This window comes from Coriobacteriia bacterium (assembly GCA_016649875.1).
GTDB lineage: Bacteria > Actinomycetota > Coriobacteriia > WRKU01 > JAENWW01 > JAENWW01.
In genome coordinates this window covers 35,741-52,375 of sequence record JAENWW010000003.1, presented here as the reverse complement: position 1 = coordinate 52,375, position 16,635 = coordinate 35,741, and the positions used below count along the sequence as shown (strand labels likewise).

The following is a 16,635-nucleotide window of genomic DNA, read 5'->3' as shown; positions in this document are numbered from 1 at the left end:
CACGCTCGAGTTGTTTTCGTCAATCATGTTGTTTTCTCGATTCGTATTCATTAGTTCATTCCTCCATCTATACCGACGACTTGGCCGGTGATATAACCGGCATTCTCCCCCGCCAAAAAACATACGAGTTCGGCGACCTCCTCCGGCTTTCCGAAGCGTTTTGCGGCGATGCGTTCGCTGATCGACGCCTGTTGCGTTTCACTGAGGGCACCGGTCATATCCGTCTCGATGAAACCGGGCGCGACGACGTTCACGGTGATGTTTCGCGCAGCCAGTTCGCGCGCCAGTGATTTTGAAAACCCGATGATGCCCGCTTTCGATGCGGCATAGTTCGCCTGCCCCGCATTGCCCGCGACGCCGACGATGCTGCCCATGTTGACGATGCGACCGTAACGCTGTTTCATCATCACCGACGCCGCCGCTTTGCAGCAGTTGAACGTACCTTTGAGATTCACATCGATAACCGTGTCGAAATCTTCCTCTTTCATTCGGACGAGCAATCCGTCACGTGTGATTCCGGCATTGTTCACTAAAATGTCGACACTGCCGAATGCCTCACGGGCCGCCTCGATCATGTCCCTTACCTCAACGGAGTCGGCAACATCGGCACGTACCACAATCGTATCCACCCCAAAGGTCTCTGCAAGGTAGTCCGCCGTTTCATGCGCCGCCTTCTCGCTGGAAGAGGAGGCAAAGTTCACACATACATTGCATCCCCGTCGTGCGAGAGCAACGGCAACGGCGCGCCCGATTCCGCGACTCGATCCTGTCACCACCGCGCTACGCCCGTCGAAATCGCGGCTGCCTCGGATGTCGCTATCTCCCTGGCTATCTCCCTGTATCGTTTGATCCATCATGCATCTCCCTGTCCCGCGAGAAACGAGTCGAAGCTCGTCCTATTTTCAATCGTTGTGCGAACGGTACTTCTATCGATTCTCTTCACCAGTCCGGTCAGAACTCCGCCGAAACCGATTTCGGCGAATGTTTCCGCTCCCGCCTCTCGCAACGAAGACACGCTTTGCTCGAACAAAACGGGCCGTATCAGGTGCTGCGCCAAATGTTGTGCCGCAAACTCCGCGCGCAAAGGCTGTGCATCGACATTGCAAATGAGCGGAACGACGGGCTGAGAAAATTCCACCGTGCTGAGATAGCGCGCGAAATCGTCTGCAGCCTCTTGCATGAGCGGACTGTGGAAAGCGCCGCTCGTGGCCAACAGAGAGGAACGCTTCTTTTGGGCGGTCCATTCCTCCTGTGCACGGGCAATCGCCGGTTTCGAACCGGAGATCACGATTTGCCCCGGACAGTTGAAATTCGCCGCCACGAGAACCTCGCCCTGCGCGCAACTCTCACAGAGATTGCTCACCGATACTTCATCGGCACCGAGCAGAGCGCACATGGCGCCCGGGTGATTTTCAGCAGCTTGCTCCATCAGTGCCGCACGAGTCTCGGCGAGTTCGAAGGTTTCTTCGACACCGAGCATCTCGGTAATCGCCAGAGCACTTATCTGCCCCAGAGAAAATCCCAAGACGGCAGAAGGTTTAACTCCCCGCGCACTCAGCCCACGAGCAATCCCTAAGGAAAGTGCGACGAGAACCGCTTGCACGTTTCGGGTTTTGTCGAGCTCTTCTTGCGAGCCTTCTTCTATGAGTTTTTTGAGATCCATTCCGAAAACATCCGAGGCGCACGAAAAGGCCTCGGCGATTTCGGGAATATCCCCTAAGTCGGCACCCATGCCGGGCCGCTGCGCCCCTTGACCGGAAAAGAGATATACCGGTCGATCGGGAGCGATACGCAATGCCGCGCCTCTGTTCGCATCACTCATCATGCCGCCTACTCTTCGCCCACGCCGGCTCGAATGCGGGTCGCATTACACGACGCCATCTGCAAAAGGTCTCGCGCACCGAGCGCTTCGGCCTCGACCATCAAGTCGACGATAACCTCGCGTGCCGTCTTGCGCTCATGAACGAGGCAGGCCACTTGCCCGGCCATCAAAGAGCCGTTGTCGGCATCGCCTTGAACGGCCCGACGCAGCGAGCCGGCAAAATACTCTTCGAGCTCATCGGCACCGACCGATGGGTCCGCCTCCATACGACGGACGTTACGTGAGAAGGCATTCTTCAATCCGCGAACCGGATGACCACTCGCACGACCAGTTACTATCGTATCCGAGTCTTTTGCGGAAATGACTTTCTGTTTATAGGCATCGGCGATTGTGCATTCATCGATCGTGAGGAAGCGCGTGCCTATTTGCACAGCTTCGGCGCCGAGAGCAAATGCCGCGACCATACCACGTCCGTCCGCAATGCCGCCGGCAGCGATGACGGGAATTGAAACGGTGTCGCATACTTGGGGGATGAGCGCCATGGTGGTGAGCTCACCGATGTGCCCGCCGGCCTCCGAACCTTCGGCGATGACGGCATCGGCTCCGGATCGCTCCATCCGGGCGGCGAGAGCACTCGACGGAACGACGGGGACGACTCTGCAGCCGGCCTCTTTCCACGCGTCGATATAGGGCGAGGGATTGCCGGCTCCGGTGGTGATCACATCGACTCTGAGCTCGGCCAGCAAAAGGGCTATTTCGGGGGATTGCGGATTCATCAGCATGACGTTGACACCGATGGGATTAGTCGTCATCGTGCGCGCGATCTTGACTTGCTCCTCGATCCAATCCAAAGGGGCAGCACCGGCGGCGATGATACCGAGACCGCCTGCTGCGCTTACCGCGCCGGCCAGACTTGCATTGGCAACCCACGCCATGGCTCCTTGGATAATGGGAGTATCTATTCTCAACAGTTCTGTCACACGTGTTTTCATGAAGGTCCTCCAGACCGGTTTTTTCCGATGGAAGTCCAAGTATACCCTTTTTACTTATTACTTAATAGTTCAAAGTATTCTTCGATGGTAACGAATCGATAGCCGGCATCCCGATACTCACCGATGATGCCCGGAAGAGCTTTGACCGTTTGCGACCTGTTCCCAGCGCCGTCATGCATCAAAATAACCACACCCGGGCTCATGCCGAACACGGCCCGATTGATGATTCTTTGCTTGCCCGGCCTCCGCCAGTCGATGGTGTCGACGTTCCAAAATGCGACACCCAAATTCGCATTTTTAATTGCATCATAGACCGTCCCGTCCACAGCCCCATAGGGCGGTCGCATCCAAGTCGGGACTTTTCCTGTTGCTTTGAGGATGACGGCTTTCCCTTTCAAAATTTCATTTTTGATGGTTGCAAAGGATTTTGTGGTCAGTGAAACGTGGTGGTATGAGTGAAGCGCCACCTGGTTTCCCGAGTCACTCACTTTTTTTGCAAGCACAGGATATTTCTCGACATTCGTTCCGATCATGAAAAAGGTCGCTTTCGCATTCTCTTTCTTCAGAATAGCCAAGATTTTCCCTGTCTCACCCGGGTTCGGACCATCGTCGAAGGTCAATGCGACGACCTTATTTTTGTCGTTTCGATATTCTCGGTATAAAACCTCCGGCTTAATGCCGATCAGCGTTTCTTTCTTCGACACGACGATACCGCTCTTCTCACCCTTAACGGTCGTCACGATCGGATCCCTTCCGGCTGACGCCACCGAAACGACAGGTCCGTTCCCGATACGGGTGAATCCCACGCGACCCTCTTTGATGATTTTGACGGTGTGTTCTTTGCGACTCGCTCCATTCACGGTCGAGACGACATCGCCGTTCCTCAAGTAAGTCGATCCCGGAACGATTGCATCATCGATCGCATACAAAAGGGGGTCTCCCGTACCGGTCTCGATAACCGATTCGTCGAGACCGAGAAGGTTACCCGGCAGCGCCGTCGGGTTGCCGACTTTCTTTACAAATTCGTCGACGGTGGTTCGTGTGGTTGCTTTTTGCTTCGTTCCTTGATAGGTCACGATGCAACTCGACGAAAGCACCGTCTTTTCGGCACCGCTGAAATAGATTGCTGCCGCAATGGCCATCACTGCCAAAGCGACGAACACCCAGTAATACGTCTTACCCATTCTCCTCATCTTTCATCGCCTCTTTGACATTTTCAGCAAAACTGCTCAACCACCCTCGTGCCTTTTTCCCGGCAGGCGAATTTGCTGCTTGTTGAACGGCGCGCTCGGTGTACACCGTCGCCTTCGCAATCCCCTTGACGGCGGTTTCAGTGACTTTTTGAGCCGCATCGGTCGCAACTGCCGTAGCTTTCCCCGCAGATTCGGCAACTCCTCCCTCGAAGGGGATCTCTGCCGCCGAGTCATCAACGAGTATGCCGTAATGTTCGAGGCTAAATCCGAGAACGCTTTTGCCCGGAATCGTCCGTTTGCCCAAGGCGGCGTCGGCAGCAGTGCCCGCAGTCACCTGAATTCCGTTAATCGTACCCGACTCGATATCGAAACGAGCATCACTCACCTTGCCGAGATGTGCTCCCGACTCGATGAACACCGCTTGCCCGTAATAAATAATCGTATCGTCCCACAAAAAACCGAGTTCCCGCTCCGCTTTCGTCCCCCATGCGGCGTTTGCCTCTTTCGTCGCTTTCTTCTCATCGGTGATATCTTCGTCGAGAACGACTTCGAGCCGGCCGTCGGAATCAAACGCAGAGCGATGAAATGAAAGATATCTCTTCGGGAGAGGCACGACTCCGCCTACTCGGAAGGGTTTTACCGAAAACCCGACGGCAAGAGGATCTCGCGGATGGAACAGCACATCATCTACAGTGCCGATGACCTCGCGATTCTGATCGACGACTTGACAGCGGTATATCTGCCGCAACGATACGGTGGCCATCGTAGTTTCTCCTTTTTACGTGCCGAGCGCACGAACGCCGCATGATGAGTGTCTATTCTCCTAGTACAAAATCGACCCCGTTTAATGCGAGGCCGATTCCATTTTGTCACTTAACGGGCATCACCTTGAAGTGCCCTATTAAATACATGTCGATTCAGTTGTTCATGCTGTCGGATTGGCCGAAGTGCTCGACGTCAATTTATCCTTTGCATCGGCTAAATCCCCGGCGACTTTATCCTTTGCATCGGCTAAATCCCCCGCGACTTTATCCTTTGCACCGGTCAAATCCTTGGCAACTTTATCCTTTGCACCGGTCAAATCCTTGGCAACTTCATCCTTTGCACCGGTCAAATCCCCGGCAACTTCATCCTTTGTGCCGACCAAATCGAACAAACGCTCACGCGCCTCGTCAATTTTTTCACGAACCTGCTCGGCTGTCTCGGTCGCACGCTCGCGACCAGTGTTATAGGCTTCGGTAGTCATATCCCGACCGGCATAATAAGCATCCGTCGCACGCTCGCGCCCGGTCTCGTAAACCTCATCGGCTTGATCCCAAAACTCCAACGCCTTGTCGGTAAGACATTCACGCGTTTCGTGGCCTGAACGTGGAGCAAAAAGCAAACCAAACCCTGCGCCGATGACTCCGCCCAGTATGAACGCGCCAATACCGTTGCTCTTCCCCATAGCAAACACCTCCGAAATCGAAACAATTAAACTAGCTTCTGATGTACACCTATAGTATACCCAAAGTGCGAATCAACACATGACTTCTTGCAAAAGTCCACGAGCGCGACAAGCTATCTCCCGAGCCTCTCCACGCGAGTCGAATCCTCGAATTCTCACGCGATAAACGCCTTGCCCGTCAACGGCGAAATTCCACGCCGTTTTCCCTCTTATTTCCGAACGCGGGTGCCTCCCGAGTTGCGCTACCAGTTCGACGACCACATGTTCGAAAACGTGTGCCACCTCGGTGTTTTCGAGCTCCATGGAAAAAGATTTGTGCGCGTCGTTATGGCACGCATGAATGCGCAACTGCGGTAGAAACGACAGCAGACGCTTTGAAAAACCGGGTAATGTGTCTGTGCGCTGCAGGGCATCTGGGGCAAAGGACAGTTTCAAAAGAGCCACTCGGCGACCGTCCGAAAGCTGCCTCCACTCGACGAGATCTATGTCGAATAAATTACTCATTTTACGGAACGAGCCGGTATTTGACGACATGCACACCGCTGAAACCGAGAATCTTGGCGGCACCCGGCCCGATGTCTAAATCTCTCCCCACGACATAAGGACCTCGATCATGGACCTCGGCGATGACCGACTTACCGTTATACACGATTTCCACCTTGGTGCCGAAAGGTAAAGTGCGGCTCGCGACGAGAACGCTGCTTCTCGTAAGAATCGTTCCATCAGCGGTTCTGTTCCCATAAAAACGCGGTCCGTACCACGACACTTCCGAATAAATCCAACCGACCGTCGAATCGCTCGTCGCAGCTTTTCGTTCCGAGGAGTTGTCCGTTTTCCCCGATGAGACACCGAAAGAAATTCGTTCCGCCTCCTGTTTTCCGACAGTGAATTCTTTTTCGCTCGTCAGCACCGTGAGTTCTTCGATTACGGCAACATCGCTTTGCTTAGACGCTATGGTGGCGACGGAATCGAGATTGAACCGGTCCTCCGAAGGTACCGCCCGGTGAAGGTTTACGACGGAATCGTCGGAAAGCCCGAGAGACAAAGGCACCTCTTCCGTCCGAGAAACAGAAACCGTACCCGCGTGGCAGAGAATCGGACTTGCAAGCCCGATCAGCAGCAAAACCGTCGAAGCGACGACAAAAAGAGCGGCTGCGCCTTTACGCGAATATTCGCCGGGCATTTCTATTTCGCGCTTTTCGTCATCTGCGCGATAACTTTGCCCAATGCCTCGGTCTTCACACCGTAAAGCGACCATTCACCGGCTTTTTGGGCGGCAGCGGCCTCCTCGTAAAGTTTCGCAGCTTGGGCAGCCAATTGGTTTTCCGTATCTTTCGAGAGACTACCGGGCGTCGCAGACGTCGAGGCCCCGCCAGACGAGGAGTCGGCCTTCATGGTTGCCGCAAGCGCAGTCTTAAAGTCCTTGCCCATGGCGACGCTGTCATCATAGACCACGACGACGGAAGCCAATTCGGGAATCGCCGTCTTGGCCGCCTGCAAGAAAACCGGCACGACGTAGACGATAGAATCTTGCATCGGGACGATCGCCATATCACCGAGAATTACTTGACTCCCGGCTTGATTCCACAAAGAGAACTGCGGTGAAATGACCGGATCTTGATTGATGCGAGCCGTTATCTGGGTCGGACCGAGAATGACTCTCTCTTTCGGAAAGAGGAACACGGTCCTTTTTCCGTACGATTCCGGCTCGCACGAAACCGCCATCCAACCGATCATGTTCTCTCTGCTACGTGGCGTATACGGCTGGATCATAGAGAACTGGGCTTTGCTCGAGCCGGGCAATTTGATGAGAACGTAGGTGGGAGCGAGCGTTTTCCCATTTGCCGCACTCGGAATCTGCCATTGGTCTTCTTTGTTATAGAACACGTTTACATCGGTCATGTGATATGTCATATATATCTGAGCCTGAGCCGTGAACAAATCGGCGGGATAACGCAAATGGGCTTTGAGTGCGGAAGGCATTTCGTCTGCACTCTTGAAGAGGCTCGGATAGATTTCGCTCCACGCCTTGATGATGGGATCGGTTTTGTCGAAAATGTAGAACTTCGTCTCTCCCGTATAAGCATCGACCGTTATTTTAACTGCATCGCGCATGTAGTTGGTTTTGCTCTTCGGCAACGATTGCGAATAGGGATACATATTCGACGTCGTATAGCCGTCTGCGACCCAGACGATGCGCCCGTTCACTATCGTCGAATAGACATCACTGTCCAGTTGGAGCCACGGAGCGAGGGCGTTGATGCGATCCACCACATTCCGGTGAATGAGCACCTTGCTGTCAGATTTGACATAATTTGAAAAGAGCATCTGCGCGGAACCGAGACGGATCGCCCATGCGGTGCGACTGAAGATGTTGCCGACCTCGGCACCGGTATTCGCAGAATACAGAGTGGTGGCATTTTCTTCGCCTTGCGGGTAGTCGAACTCCTTGATACCGGTATTTACGACGACATAGTTACTGTCGACCTCGCCATAATAGATGCTCGGTTGTGAAACCGTGAGCGCGGGCGAATTCGTCGCCTCCACACTTGCCGTGGGAGGAATGTCCCCCAAGATGAACTTCGGCATGCCGCGCGAATCGGACTCGCTCCCGATATTCATGACGCTGCCATATCCGTGCGTATAGACGAGATGCTGGTTCACCCACGTCTTCGCGGTGGAGGCGAGCTTGGTCACATCCATTTCACGAGGCGATATGAGCACCTGTCGTAAGCGCCCGTTTATCACATAGCGGTCAGTGTCGACATCGTTCAAACTGTAATAAGGTCGTATCGCCTGCAATTGCTCGTAGCTCATGGCGGCAAGCGTTGATGTCCACAGCTTGATGTTGTCGACGGTGTCGGCATCCGCATCCACCGCCGCCTGCGTCAGCGTATCGGTGGCGGCATAGGTCTTCGAAGATATATCGGTCAGCGCATATGCCTTACGCGTCATGGTGATGTTGCGTTGGATATAGGGAGCCTCAAGTGCCTCCTCATTCGGGGACACGATGAGTTTTTGCACGGCGAAGGGGAAAACCACCGTGAGCACAATCGTGGCGGTAACCCAAATCATGACACTGAGCACCGGCAACTTCCAGTCGCGCCTCTTGATGTTCAGTAAGAAAAATACTACAAGGATGAGGCACACCCCGACCATGACGATGAGCGCGGGAAATTGCGCATGGACATCGGTGTAGGAAAGACCGACCACTTGTCCGCGCGAGGACAGATTCAACTTCAAAATCTTTTGGATGTTGCGAAACGCCTCGAAAACCATGAACAGTGCAAGCAGCACCGACAGGTGTTCTTTGGCATTCGGGGCTATTTTTTGATGTTCCTCCCAGGGACGGACGGCTCCGGTCAAAACATAAACGAAGCCTGTCAAAACGAACATGAGGATGAGAGCGCCTCTCGCCCACCCGAGAAGCAAACTGATAGCCGGTAACTTGAACACATAGAAACCGACATCTATACCGAACTGCGGGTCTTTGATGCCGAAACTCATTTTGGTCAAAGCCAGGTGGAAAGTCTCCCAGCTTGCGCTTATCTTGGCGGCGATGCTTACGGCGAAAGCCAGAGCGATTATATAAATGATTATTTTGAAATAGGGCTTTATCTTATCGCTGAGTTCATCTACCGATACCCGAAAATCTTTGCGGACATTGCGCGCACCTTGAAACGTCTTGTCTGCGGGAATACTCGAAACTTCGGACATTTGCCTATGCCACCCGAGCGAACGCTTTAAAGCGGAGAACATCGTGGTGACCAAAAGACCGAATGTGAGAACGAACGTCACGGTGAAAATCGTGCCTTGCGACCAAAGGCGTGTCCAATAAATTGCGATTTGGCCCACGCTTTCATACCAAAGATAATCGGTCCATATTCTCGCAGCGCCCACGACCAGTGCAACAATGATAATGAGAGCCACGACTATCTTGGCAAGTTGCTCGAGCCGCTTCTTATTCTTTTCCTTCGTCAAGTTCGTCTCCTAGCCGATAATCCTTATGCGCCAGACCGTTTATTCTGATGCGGGCGATGCGCCGCTTACGCATACTGTGCACGGTAAAGGTAAAGTCGTCTTGCTCGATTTCTTCTCCCACATGTGGAATGTGGCCGAACTTTTCTAACATCCAGCCTGCGATAGTATCATACTCGTCCGACTCCTGAACAGGAAATCCGAGCCCCTCCGCATCTTCTACGGGAAGCGTCCCGTTGACGACCCACTCGTCAGTGCGCAATTCGCTCACGTCCGCCTTATCGCGATCGAACTCATCGGAAATTTCACCGACGACTTCCTCGACGATATCCTCAATCGTCACGATTCCGGCAGTACCCCCGTACTCATCGACGACAACCGCCATTTGATTTCTCGTCGTCTGCATATCGGTCAACAACGGCAGGATTCCTTTTGTTTCGGGTACGAATGACGGCACGCGCATATAGTCGGTGACCGGAGCATCCCCCTTGCCTTCACTGACGGGAATGACGATATCTTTCAACATGGCGATGCCGATGATTTTATCGTGGCCCTCGTGAAATACCGGAACACGGGAATAGCCCTTCGATTGCAGGGCCCGAAGGCTCTCGATTACCGAGCTCGTATCCTCGATGAAAGTCATATCGACGCGAGGAACCATGATTTCGCGAACAACCGTATCCCCGAGTTCAAAAATCTCATTTATCATCTGCTTCTCTTCATCGAGCAACGAACTTTGCTGATTGATGAGAAGTTTTATTTCCTCTTCGTTGGCTTCGTCGTTTTCGTCCTCGTGTAAACCGATGAAATTTGAAAGGAGGTTCGTCGATTTTGTGAGGAGCCACACGACCGGAGCGGCGACGACTGCGAGAAATGCCACCGGGCCCGCAACGGCTATGGCTACCGAATCGGCTTTTCTGATACCGATGCGCTTAGGTACCAGCTCTCCGATGACCAGCGTGAAGTAGCTTATGATAAGGGTGACGATGAATACCGACAGCCCCGAAGCGACCGTTGAAAGCGCTCCGATACCCACTTTTTCAAGCCATCGCTGGAGCGGGGCGGCCAACGTCACGGCAGCGGTAGCCGAGGCCAGCATGCCCACCAACGTGATGGCAACCTGTACCGTCGAAAGCATGCGCGTTTGGTCTTCGCTGAGCTTCAGGGCGGTCTTTGCACCCTTCGACCCCTCGTCGGCGCTTCGCAATAACGCTGACTTTTTTGCGCTGATGAGCGCGATTTCAGCTGCGGCGAAGTATCCGTTGACCAAAATCAGCACAACGACGAAAATGATTTCTTTCACGCTGTTCATGTAGTGTTCCTGTCGTAGAAATAAATCGTTCAAAATATGCGCATCGCCGGTTCCGGCCAGTCACGCGGCACCGCGCGCGCACGCTTACTATAGCAATAATACCGCCAACATAGGACACCGTGGTCGGCAGTTCGCCGAGGCACACACACCAGCGACAGCAATTATTTTTCAAGCGCCAACGAAACGAGCATCACGCACAGTTCGGAAAAATCAATGCCCGCGCGCTTGGCCGCATCGGGAACCAATGAAGCATCGGTCATCCCCGGAAGTGTATTCGTCTCCAGGAGCCACACTCCCCCGTCGGCATCGACGATGAAGTCGCTGCGAGAAATGCTTCGACAACCAAGCACCGAATGGGTCTGTTCGGCCAAATCGGAGCAAAGCTTGTTCGCCTCGGCACCCACACGAGCCGGTATTATATGTTGTGACATTCCCGCTTCATATTTTGCCGCGTAATCATAGAATTCATTTTTTGCGACCACTTCGATGGTGGGAAGCGCGCGAGGGCACTCATTGCCTAAGACGCCGACCGTCACCTCGGTACCTTCGATGAACTGCTCGACCAACACCGTCGAGTCGTACTCGAACGCATATTCAAGCGCGTGCGGTAACTCGTCGAGCGCATGTACGATGCTCATCCCGATCGATGAGCCCTCGTTGGTCGGTTTCACGACCGTTTTTCCTCCGAGCTCGGCGGCCACCCGAGCGACAAACGCAGCGATATCGAACTGTTTCGTATTCTCCGCAACCAAATATCGGGGGGTCGGGATCCCCGCCTGTACGTAAAAGCGCTTGCTCATCACCTTGTCGATTGCCAAGGAGCTCGCTAAAACACCGCTGCCGACATAGGGTATGTGCAGAAGCTCGCATAATCCTTGCATCGTGCCGTCTTCACCATGCCGACCGTGCAAAGCAATATAGATGACATCGGGTCGGTCGTTCAGAAGTTTCTCAATGAATGAAAGCTCTTTCGTGTCGTATTCGACGACAATGCATCCTGCCGAGCGGAGAGATGCGGCTATCTTTTCCCCCGAGCGCAACGAGACCTCACGCTCGGCGGAAACGCCACCTTTGAGTACGGCCACTTTCAAACTTCGCATCTCTTGCATCGGCTACTCCAATCCCCTCCACACGCTCGTCATATCCATAACCTATAATGGAGTAGCTCGCGAACACATCTGTCTTCATGCCGATACTTTTCGACGGGTTCCAATCTCTAAATGATACTATCCGCAAACTGTTTATGCCACTGAGAAAAGGACTTTCACGTGACTCGTTACGTTCCCCCGATAAGCATACCCTCCGATTTTGCCGTGCGCCGAATTTTCGCTTACAGCCTCGATGAATATCCCGCGCTTTTCAAAGCGCTCGGTCAGCCGAAGTTCCGGGCGAAACAACTTACGGAATGGCTTTACGCCAACCCTGTAGACTCGTACGAAGAAATGACGAACTTCAGCGAAGATTTGAGAACGAAACTCGCACTCGTCGCCCCCTTGCAACGGGCGAACATCATCGAGTGCCAAACTTCCACCGATGGAACGAGAAAATATCTCATCGAATTCGATGACGGTGAAATCGTCGAAGCTGTCGGTCTACCGACGAAAGACCGCCTCACCGTCTGCCTCTCTTCGCAGGCCGGGTGTACTTTCGGCTGTACTTTTTGCGCAACCGGACAGGCGGGCTTTCGCCGCAATCTCCTCCCGGGCGAAATAGCCGAGCAAGTTCGTCTCGTGGAACAAGATTTCAATCGTCGTGTAAGCAACGTCGTCGTCATGGGACAAGGGGAGCCTTTCGCAAACTACGATGCGGTATTAAGCGGTTTGCGCATACTCAACAGCGAGCAGGGGATGAATATAGGCGCTCGACATATCACCGTGTCGACAAGCGGCCTCGTGGAAGGTATCGACCGTTTTGCACAGGAACCGGAACAATTCACGCTCGCCGTTTCACTGCATTCGGCGATTCAAGGCACACGTGATTTGCTTATGCCCGGTCTCGCCACGCAAACGCTCGACAAACTTTTTCTGGCTCTGGAAAACTACTACCTGGAAAGTGGCCGACGCCCGAGTCTCGAATATGCTCTCATCGACGGCCCGCAGACCGAGGATAAAGAAGTCTCCGAAATAATTCGATTTGCAAAGCGGATCGGAGCCCACGTAAACTTGATTCCGATAAATCCCATAACAAACGGAGAGGCCAAACCGCCCTCGCGTACACGTATTACAGGAATCGCACGCGCTTTCGAGGAGGCCCACGTCACGGCGACGGTTCGCATGGAGCGCGGTGGCGACATCGCGGCGGCGTGCGGACAGCTCGCCAACACTTACCGCAAAGCCTAGCCTCTCCTCTTAAACTTCAATCCGTAGGGGCAAAGGGGACCGGCATACGAGCATACGCTGCATACGCTGCTCGATACATGCTTTTTCAGATACCCTTCTTCGATGTTTTCTTCGACGGACTCCATGCCGCGTTTCGCCTGAACGAGACTCGATTCCAGGGCGCTCATATTTCTGTGGGTGTATGTCTGCGTGATGGCGATGAATTTCTCTTGATCCTCGGGGTCCGACATCTCGGGTTTGAGGAAAGCGACCTCGACGGTGTCGATATCTTTTCTGCTCAGCGCCGCGCATGCGTAGCACTCCATTTGGATTTTGTACTTTTCCGGACTACCTTTAGAAACCCCCGATTTATAGTCGATCACCAGCGCGGTTCCATCTTTGAGAACCGCGTACACATCCATGAACCCTTGAAGAAAGAACTCGTTACGCTGCGCATCTTCAAGCTGTGTGTAAAACTGCGATTCAGGCTGCACTTCCTGCGCATCGCCGAGCATCTTCCACCAGCTGGAAGCCAATACCTTCTCGGCCGCCTGTAAAACTTCGTGAACTGTTTCATCGTCCAATCGATATATACTTTTGATCTTTTCACCGAGCAACTCGGAGACCGGGAACGGCCCGTTCGTTTCTTTTCCCTTTCGGATGGTTAAGTCGCGCGCCGCCAGTTCGAGTACGGCGTGCATGGCCGTCCCCTTAGTCGCCCTGGTCGCAGGCATCGATTCTTGCGCCACGGCCGGCAATCCGACCCGTAATACATCCCCCAGCCAATATTGCCGAGGGCACTTCATGAACTTATCGATATTCGAGGCACTGAATTGGAGTATGGAACGCTGTGGCTGACTCGGGTTCGGTGCATAGCGCGCACGAACGCCGGGCTCTCCGCCCGTCTCGGGAGTGAGGGTCTTGGGAGTGCCGGTTTCGGAAAAGGTATACTGCCGCTCGAAATTCTTCGCGTAGTCGGTCCCGAGCGGAAAATCCTTCGGCACCTCCTGCGCCTCATCTTCCCCTGCGCACACATCTTCTCGATCGGCATCTTTGTAATCGACCTGCGCATCTGCTTGTTGAGCATCGAAAAAAGACACTATATCGCACAGACTCTCTTCTTCGAGAAGTTCTCGCAGGCGTGCCGTTGCTTTCGAATTCACGTCACCTTTTTGACTGAGCTCCTCGTTGCTGGTTTCTTTCTTCGGGCACGAATAGCTCACCAGCAGTCTGTCTTCGGCACGCGTAAGCGCCACGTAGAGCAAGCGAAGCCGCTCGGCTTCATCGCGTGCTTTCTTATGCGCACGCACGTCGTTCCCGATCTGAATCTTCTTTGATACGTACCCGAACTGATTCATTGCAAGACTTTTCGGCACCTCTTGTGCACCGCCCGAGCCCCTCGAGGCTTTATTATCTGCTTTGACTTTCTCTATCTCGGCCTTTCGCACTGTCTTTGCAAGCTCGTAAAACATATTGAACTGTTCATTTTCGGCCTCGTTCAGCGGATAGTTGAATGCAAGCTTCATGGTGAAAGGCTCGGTCTCGACGTCGACGGCGTGAATGATACCGTCTTCCCCTCTGGAGCCGTTCGCGAAGAGGGGCACTGCGACCACGGGGTACTGAAGGCCTTTCGCACCATGGATGGTCATGATTTGGACGACATCATCTCCGGATCGTCCTTGTCCGAGCTTCGCCTTGGTCGACACCTGCCCCACTTTCGCTTTATAACCACTTCCCGCTTGCAACCCGCGCATGAGATCCCCCACTATGCGTCGGTAGCCTTTCCCCTCCTCGTTCAGGCGCTCCATATGGGCGATGACCTGCCCGTAGTTCGCATACACTTGGCGGAAAGACTCTTCACGACCTTCGAGCTCCTCCCCGTTGAGGAGCAAGGTATCCACACCGGTCGCAGTTATGAGAAATCGAGCAACATTAGCCGGACTTTGGGTGCGAATCGCCGCCAATGCATCCTGCATGGCGCACACGAAAAAGGCCGTTTGCGATTCGGGCGCATCTCCGACGAACCGAACTGCGGATTCCCACGCTCTCCCTCGAGGCTCTGCGGCTTTGGCTTGACGCGTGATTGCAACGAGCTCTTCATCGGGAATGCGCCCGAAAATCGAAAGGGCCACCTTCGTGAACAGCGCGTCATCGAGGGGGTTATCGAGAAAAGCCAGCGTCAGAATCAACTCTTGCATATACGTCTCGGTGAAGAGGTCGTCGCCGCCGACCACGACGGCATCTATCCCGTGTGCCTCGAACGCATGCTGAAAGGTTTTTCCTTTATTTCGCGTCGGAAGTAAAACCACCATTTCTCCGTAGGAATAGCCCTCTTTGTTCAGACGCTCGAACTCCTTTGCAATCCATTGCGCCTGCTGTTCGATTATCTGCGGTGGTTTGCTACCGGCAAACCCATGCACTTTGAGCCGTTTGTGCTCCGAAGAGGGCTCATGCCTTTCGAAAGGTTCGCTTTTTCCCGCGGAAAGCCTGACGAAATCATTTCCGAACAAGTAGTCGGCGGAAAACATTGCATTGATCATCTGCAAAATATCCCCGTGCGAACGATAATTATCGCCCAAACGTACTTCGGTCACACCGTCCTCTCGAAGGGCGCTCTCGAAAACTCTCACTTCCGCTCCCTGGAAGCCGTAGATGCTCTGGTTTTTGTCACCGACCCGCGTGAGATTTTCCTCGCTTATGTGTTTGAAGATCTTATACTGCAAAAAATTCGTATCCTGGAACTCGTCGATGAGAAGGATGGCGAACTGTTTTTTGTACTTTTCCCGAATTGCGGCGTCATCTTTAAAAAGCCGTTCGACATAATAGATCAAATCATTGAAATCGAGACTCGACAAAGCTCTTTTATTCATCGTGTAGAGCTCATCCGCACACTCGGCGAGACTCAAGAACTGTCCGAAATACTCGTCTATCGCCGCTCCGAACGGCATCTGCGACAAAATTTCCGGTCGCTCGCGCACATCGTCGGAAAGTTCGATCCCATACATTTTCGCATCGTATAAGAGGGACCGAATATTACTAAAAACCGTATCGGGGGCCTGCCTCTCGGTCAGGGCGGAATACAGCCCCTGCGAAGCTTTGTCCTTTTCAAGCGTTTCTCGTATGGCTTCCGATAGCATTTCAGACGAGTCTTCAGGTTCGAGCACCGAAAAACTCGGATCGATACCGAACATTTTCGCCACGGCGATATTTTCCTCGCGCAAAATACGCGTGCAGAACGCATGGATCGTCGACACCCACGCATCATCCATCTGAGCCACCAGATCCTGCCGCTCCTTTGCCTGTAGCATGCGAACGGTCCGGGTGCGTAGCTCCTCAGCGGCAGCCTTCGTGTACGTGATGGCGACAATGTTTTCCGAGCTCAGCGGGTTGCCATCGAGCTCCATCGACAACAGGGCCCCGACATACGCCGAGGTCAAGGTCTTAGTTTTTCCAGTTCCGGCGCCCGCATTCACCACAAGAGAGCAGCCTATGCCTTCAAACACCTCACGTTGCCCGGCGTTCAGTTCTCCCGGTTCGATTCCGCCTGCTTCTTTTCGAATAGCCTGTGCCATT

13 protein-coding genes are annotated in these 16,635 nt (G+C 53.7%); 1 reads left to right on the top strand and 12 read right to left on the bottom strand.

Annotation, left to right across the window (positions count from 1 at the left end):
• Positions 1 to 50: 50 nt before the first annotated feature.
• The 11 genes from fabG to JJE36_02055 all read right to left on the bottom strand — a co-directional run bounded on the left by fabG (position 51) and on the right by JJE36_02055 (position 11,844).
• Complete coding sequence (gene fabG / locus JJE36_02105) at positions 51 to 854, bottom strand: 3-oxoacyl-[acyl-carrier-protein] reductase (GenBank protein MBK5211102.1); 804 nt, start codon at positions 852 to 854, stop codon at positions 51 to 53.
• Positions 854 to 1,822, bottom strand: coding sequence for an ACP S-malonyltransferase (locus JJE36_02100; GenBank protein MBK5211101.1), 969 nt, complete (start codon positions 1,820 to 1,822; stop codon positions 854 to 856). The genes fabG and JJE36_02100 overlap by 1 nt, the downstream gene beginning before the upstream one ends.
• Before the next feature lie 8 nt (positions 1,823 to 1,830).
• Positions 1,831 to 2,814 carry a nitronate monooxygenase gene (locus tag JJE36_02095; GenBank protein ID MBK5211100.1) on the bottom strand — a complete coding sequence of 328 codons (984 nt, stop codon included), beginning with the start codon at positions 2,812 to 2,814 and terminating at the stop codon, positions 1,831 to 1,833.
• A 50-nt stretch (positions 2,815 to 2,864) separates the two neighbouring features.
• The gene (locus tag JJE36_02090) at positions 2,865 to 3,998 is read right to left on the bottom strand and encodes a polysaccharide deacetylase family protein (GenBank protein ID MBK5211099.1); all 1,134 of its coding nucleotides are present in this window, start codon (positions 3,996 to 3,998) and stop codon (positions 2,865 to 2,867) included.
• Positions 3,991 to 4,770, bottom strand: a complete 780-nt coding sequence (locus JJE36_02085; GenBank protein ID MBK5211098.1) for a PRC-barrel domain-containing protein — start codon at positions 4,768 to 4,770, stop codon at positions 3,991 to 3,993. The genes JJE36_02090 and JJE36_02085 overlap by 8 nt, the downstream gene beginning before the upstream one ends.
• A 162-nt stretch (positions 4,771 to 4,932) precedes the next feature.
• The gene (locus tag JJE36_02080; protein MBK5211097.1) at positions 4,933 to 5,454 is read right to left on the bottom strand and encodes a YtxH domain-containing protein; all 522 of its coding nucleotides are present in this window, start codon (positions 5,452 to 5,454) and stop codon (positions 4,933 to 4,935) included.
• Between the two features lie 72 nt (positions 5,455 to 5,526).
• Complete coding sequence (locus JJE36_02075; protein MBK5211096.1) at positions 5,527 to 5,958, bottom strand: hypothetical protein; 432 nt, start codon at positions 5,956 to 5,958, stop codon at positions 5,527 to 5,529.
• 1 nt (position 5,959) lies between these two features.
• Positions 5,960 to 6,637 (bottom strand): hypothetical protein, encoded by a 678-nt coding sequence (locus JJE36_02070; GenBank protein ID MBK5211095.1) that lies wholly within the window; start codon positions 6,635 to 6,637, stop codon positions 5,960 to 5,962.
• Positions 6,638 to 6,639: 2 nt separating this feature from the next.
• Entirely contained in the window at positions 6,640 to 9,435 is a 2,796-nt protein-coding gene (locus JJE36_02065; GenBank protein ID MBK5211094.1) for a UPF0182 family protein, read from the bottom strand.
• Entirely contained in the window at positions 9,416 to 10,744 is a 1,329-nt protein-coding gene (locus tag JJE36_02060; GenBank protein MBK5211093.1) for an HlyC/CorC family transporter, read from the bottom strand. The genes JJE36_02065 and JJE36_02060 overlap by 20 nt, the downstream gene beginning before the upstream one ends.
• A gap of 161 nt (positions 10,745 to 10,905) precedes the next feature.
• Positions 10,906 to 11,844: a D-alanine--D-alanine ligase gene (locus tag JJE36_02055; protein MBK5211092.1), complete on the bottom strand. Its 939-nt coding sequence runs from the start codon at positions 11,842 to 11,844 to the stop codon at positions 10,906 to 10,908.
• A 213-nt stretch (positions 11,845 to 12,057) separates the two neighbouring features.
• On the opposite strand from JJE36_02055, the gene rlmN reads away from it, so the two are divergent.
• Positions 12,058 to 13,083, top strand: a complete 1,026-nt coding sequence (rlmN, locus tag JJE36_02050; protein ID MBK5211091.1) for a 23S rRNA (adenine(2503)-C(2))-methyltransferase RlmN — start codon at positions 12,058 to 12,060, stop codon at positions 13,081 to 13,083.
• Here the strand turns inward: rlmN and JJE36_02045 are convergent.
• Complete coding sequence (locus tag JJE36_02045) at positions 13,080 to 16,634, bottom strand: UvrD-helicase domain-containing protein (protein MBK5211090.1); 3,555 nt, start codon at positions 16,632 to 16,634, stop codon at positions 13,080 to 13,082. The genes rlmN and JJE36_02045 overlap by 4 nt on opposite strands.
• Between the last annotated feature and the right edge of the window lies 1 nt (position 16,635).

Coding starts and splice junctions, on each gene's coding strand:
- fabG (MBK5211102.1), bottom strand. CDS start 854: ATGGATCAAACGATACAGGGAGATAGCCAGGGAGATAGCGACATCCGA.
- JJE36_02100 (MBK5211101.1), bottom strand. CDS start 1,822: ATGAGTGATGCGAACAGAGGCGCGGCATTGCGTATCGCTCCCGATCGA.
- JJE36_02095 (MBK5211100.1), bottom strand. CDS start 2,814: ATGAAAACACGTGTGACAGAACTGTTGAGAATAGATACTCCCATTATC.
- JJE36_02090 (MBK5211099.1), bottom strand. CDS start 3,998: ATGGGTAAGACGTATTACTGGGTGTTCGTCGCTTTGGCAGTGATGGCC.
- JJE36_02085 (MBK5211098.1), bottom strand. CDS start 4,770: ATGGCCACCGTATCGTTGCGGCAGATATACCGCTGTCAAGTCGTCGAT.
- JJE36_02080 (MBK5211097.1), bottom strand. CDS start 5,454: ATGGGGAAGAGCAACGGTATTGGCGCGTTCATACTGGGCGGAGTCATC.
- JJE36_02075 (MBK5211096.1), bottom strand. CDS start 5,958: ATGAGTAATTTATTCGACATAGATCTCGTCGAGTGGAGGCAGCTTTCG.
- JJE36_02070 (MBK5211095.1), bottom strand. CDS start 6,637: ATGCCCGGCGAATATTCGCGTAAAGGCGCAGCCGCTCTTTTTGTCGTC.
- JJE36_02060 (MBK5211093.1), bottom strand. CDS start 10,744: ATGAACAGCGTGAAAGAAATCATTTTCGTCGTTGTGCTGATTTTGGTC.
- JJE36_02055 (MBK5211092.1), bottom strand. CDS start 11,844: ATGCGAAGTTTGAAAGTGGCCGTACTCAAAGGTGGCGTTTCCGCCGAG.
- JJE36_02045 (MBK5211090.1), bottom strand. CDS start 16,634: ATGGCACAGGCTATTCGAAAAGAAGCAGGCGGAATCGAACCGGGAGAA.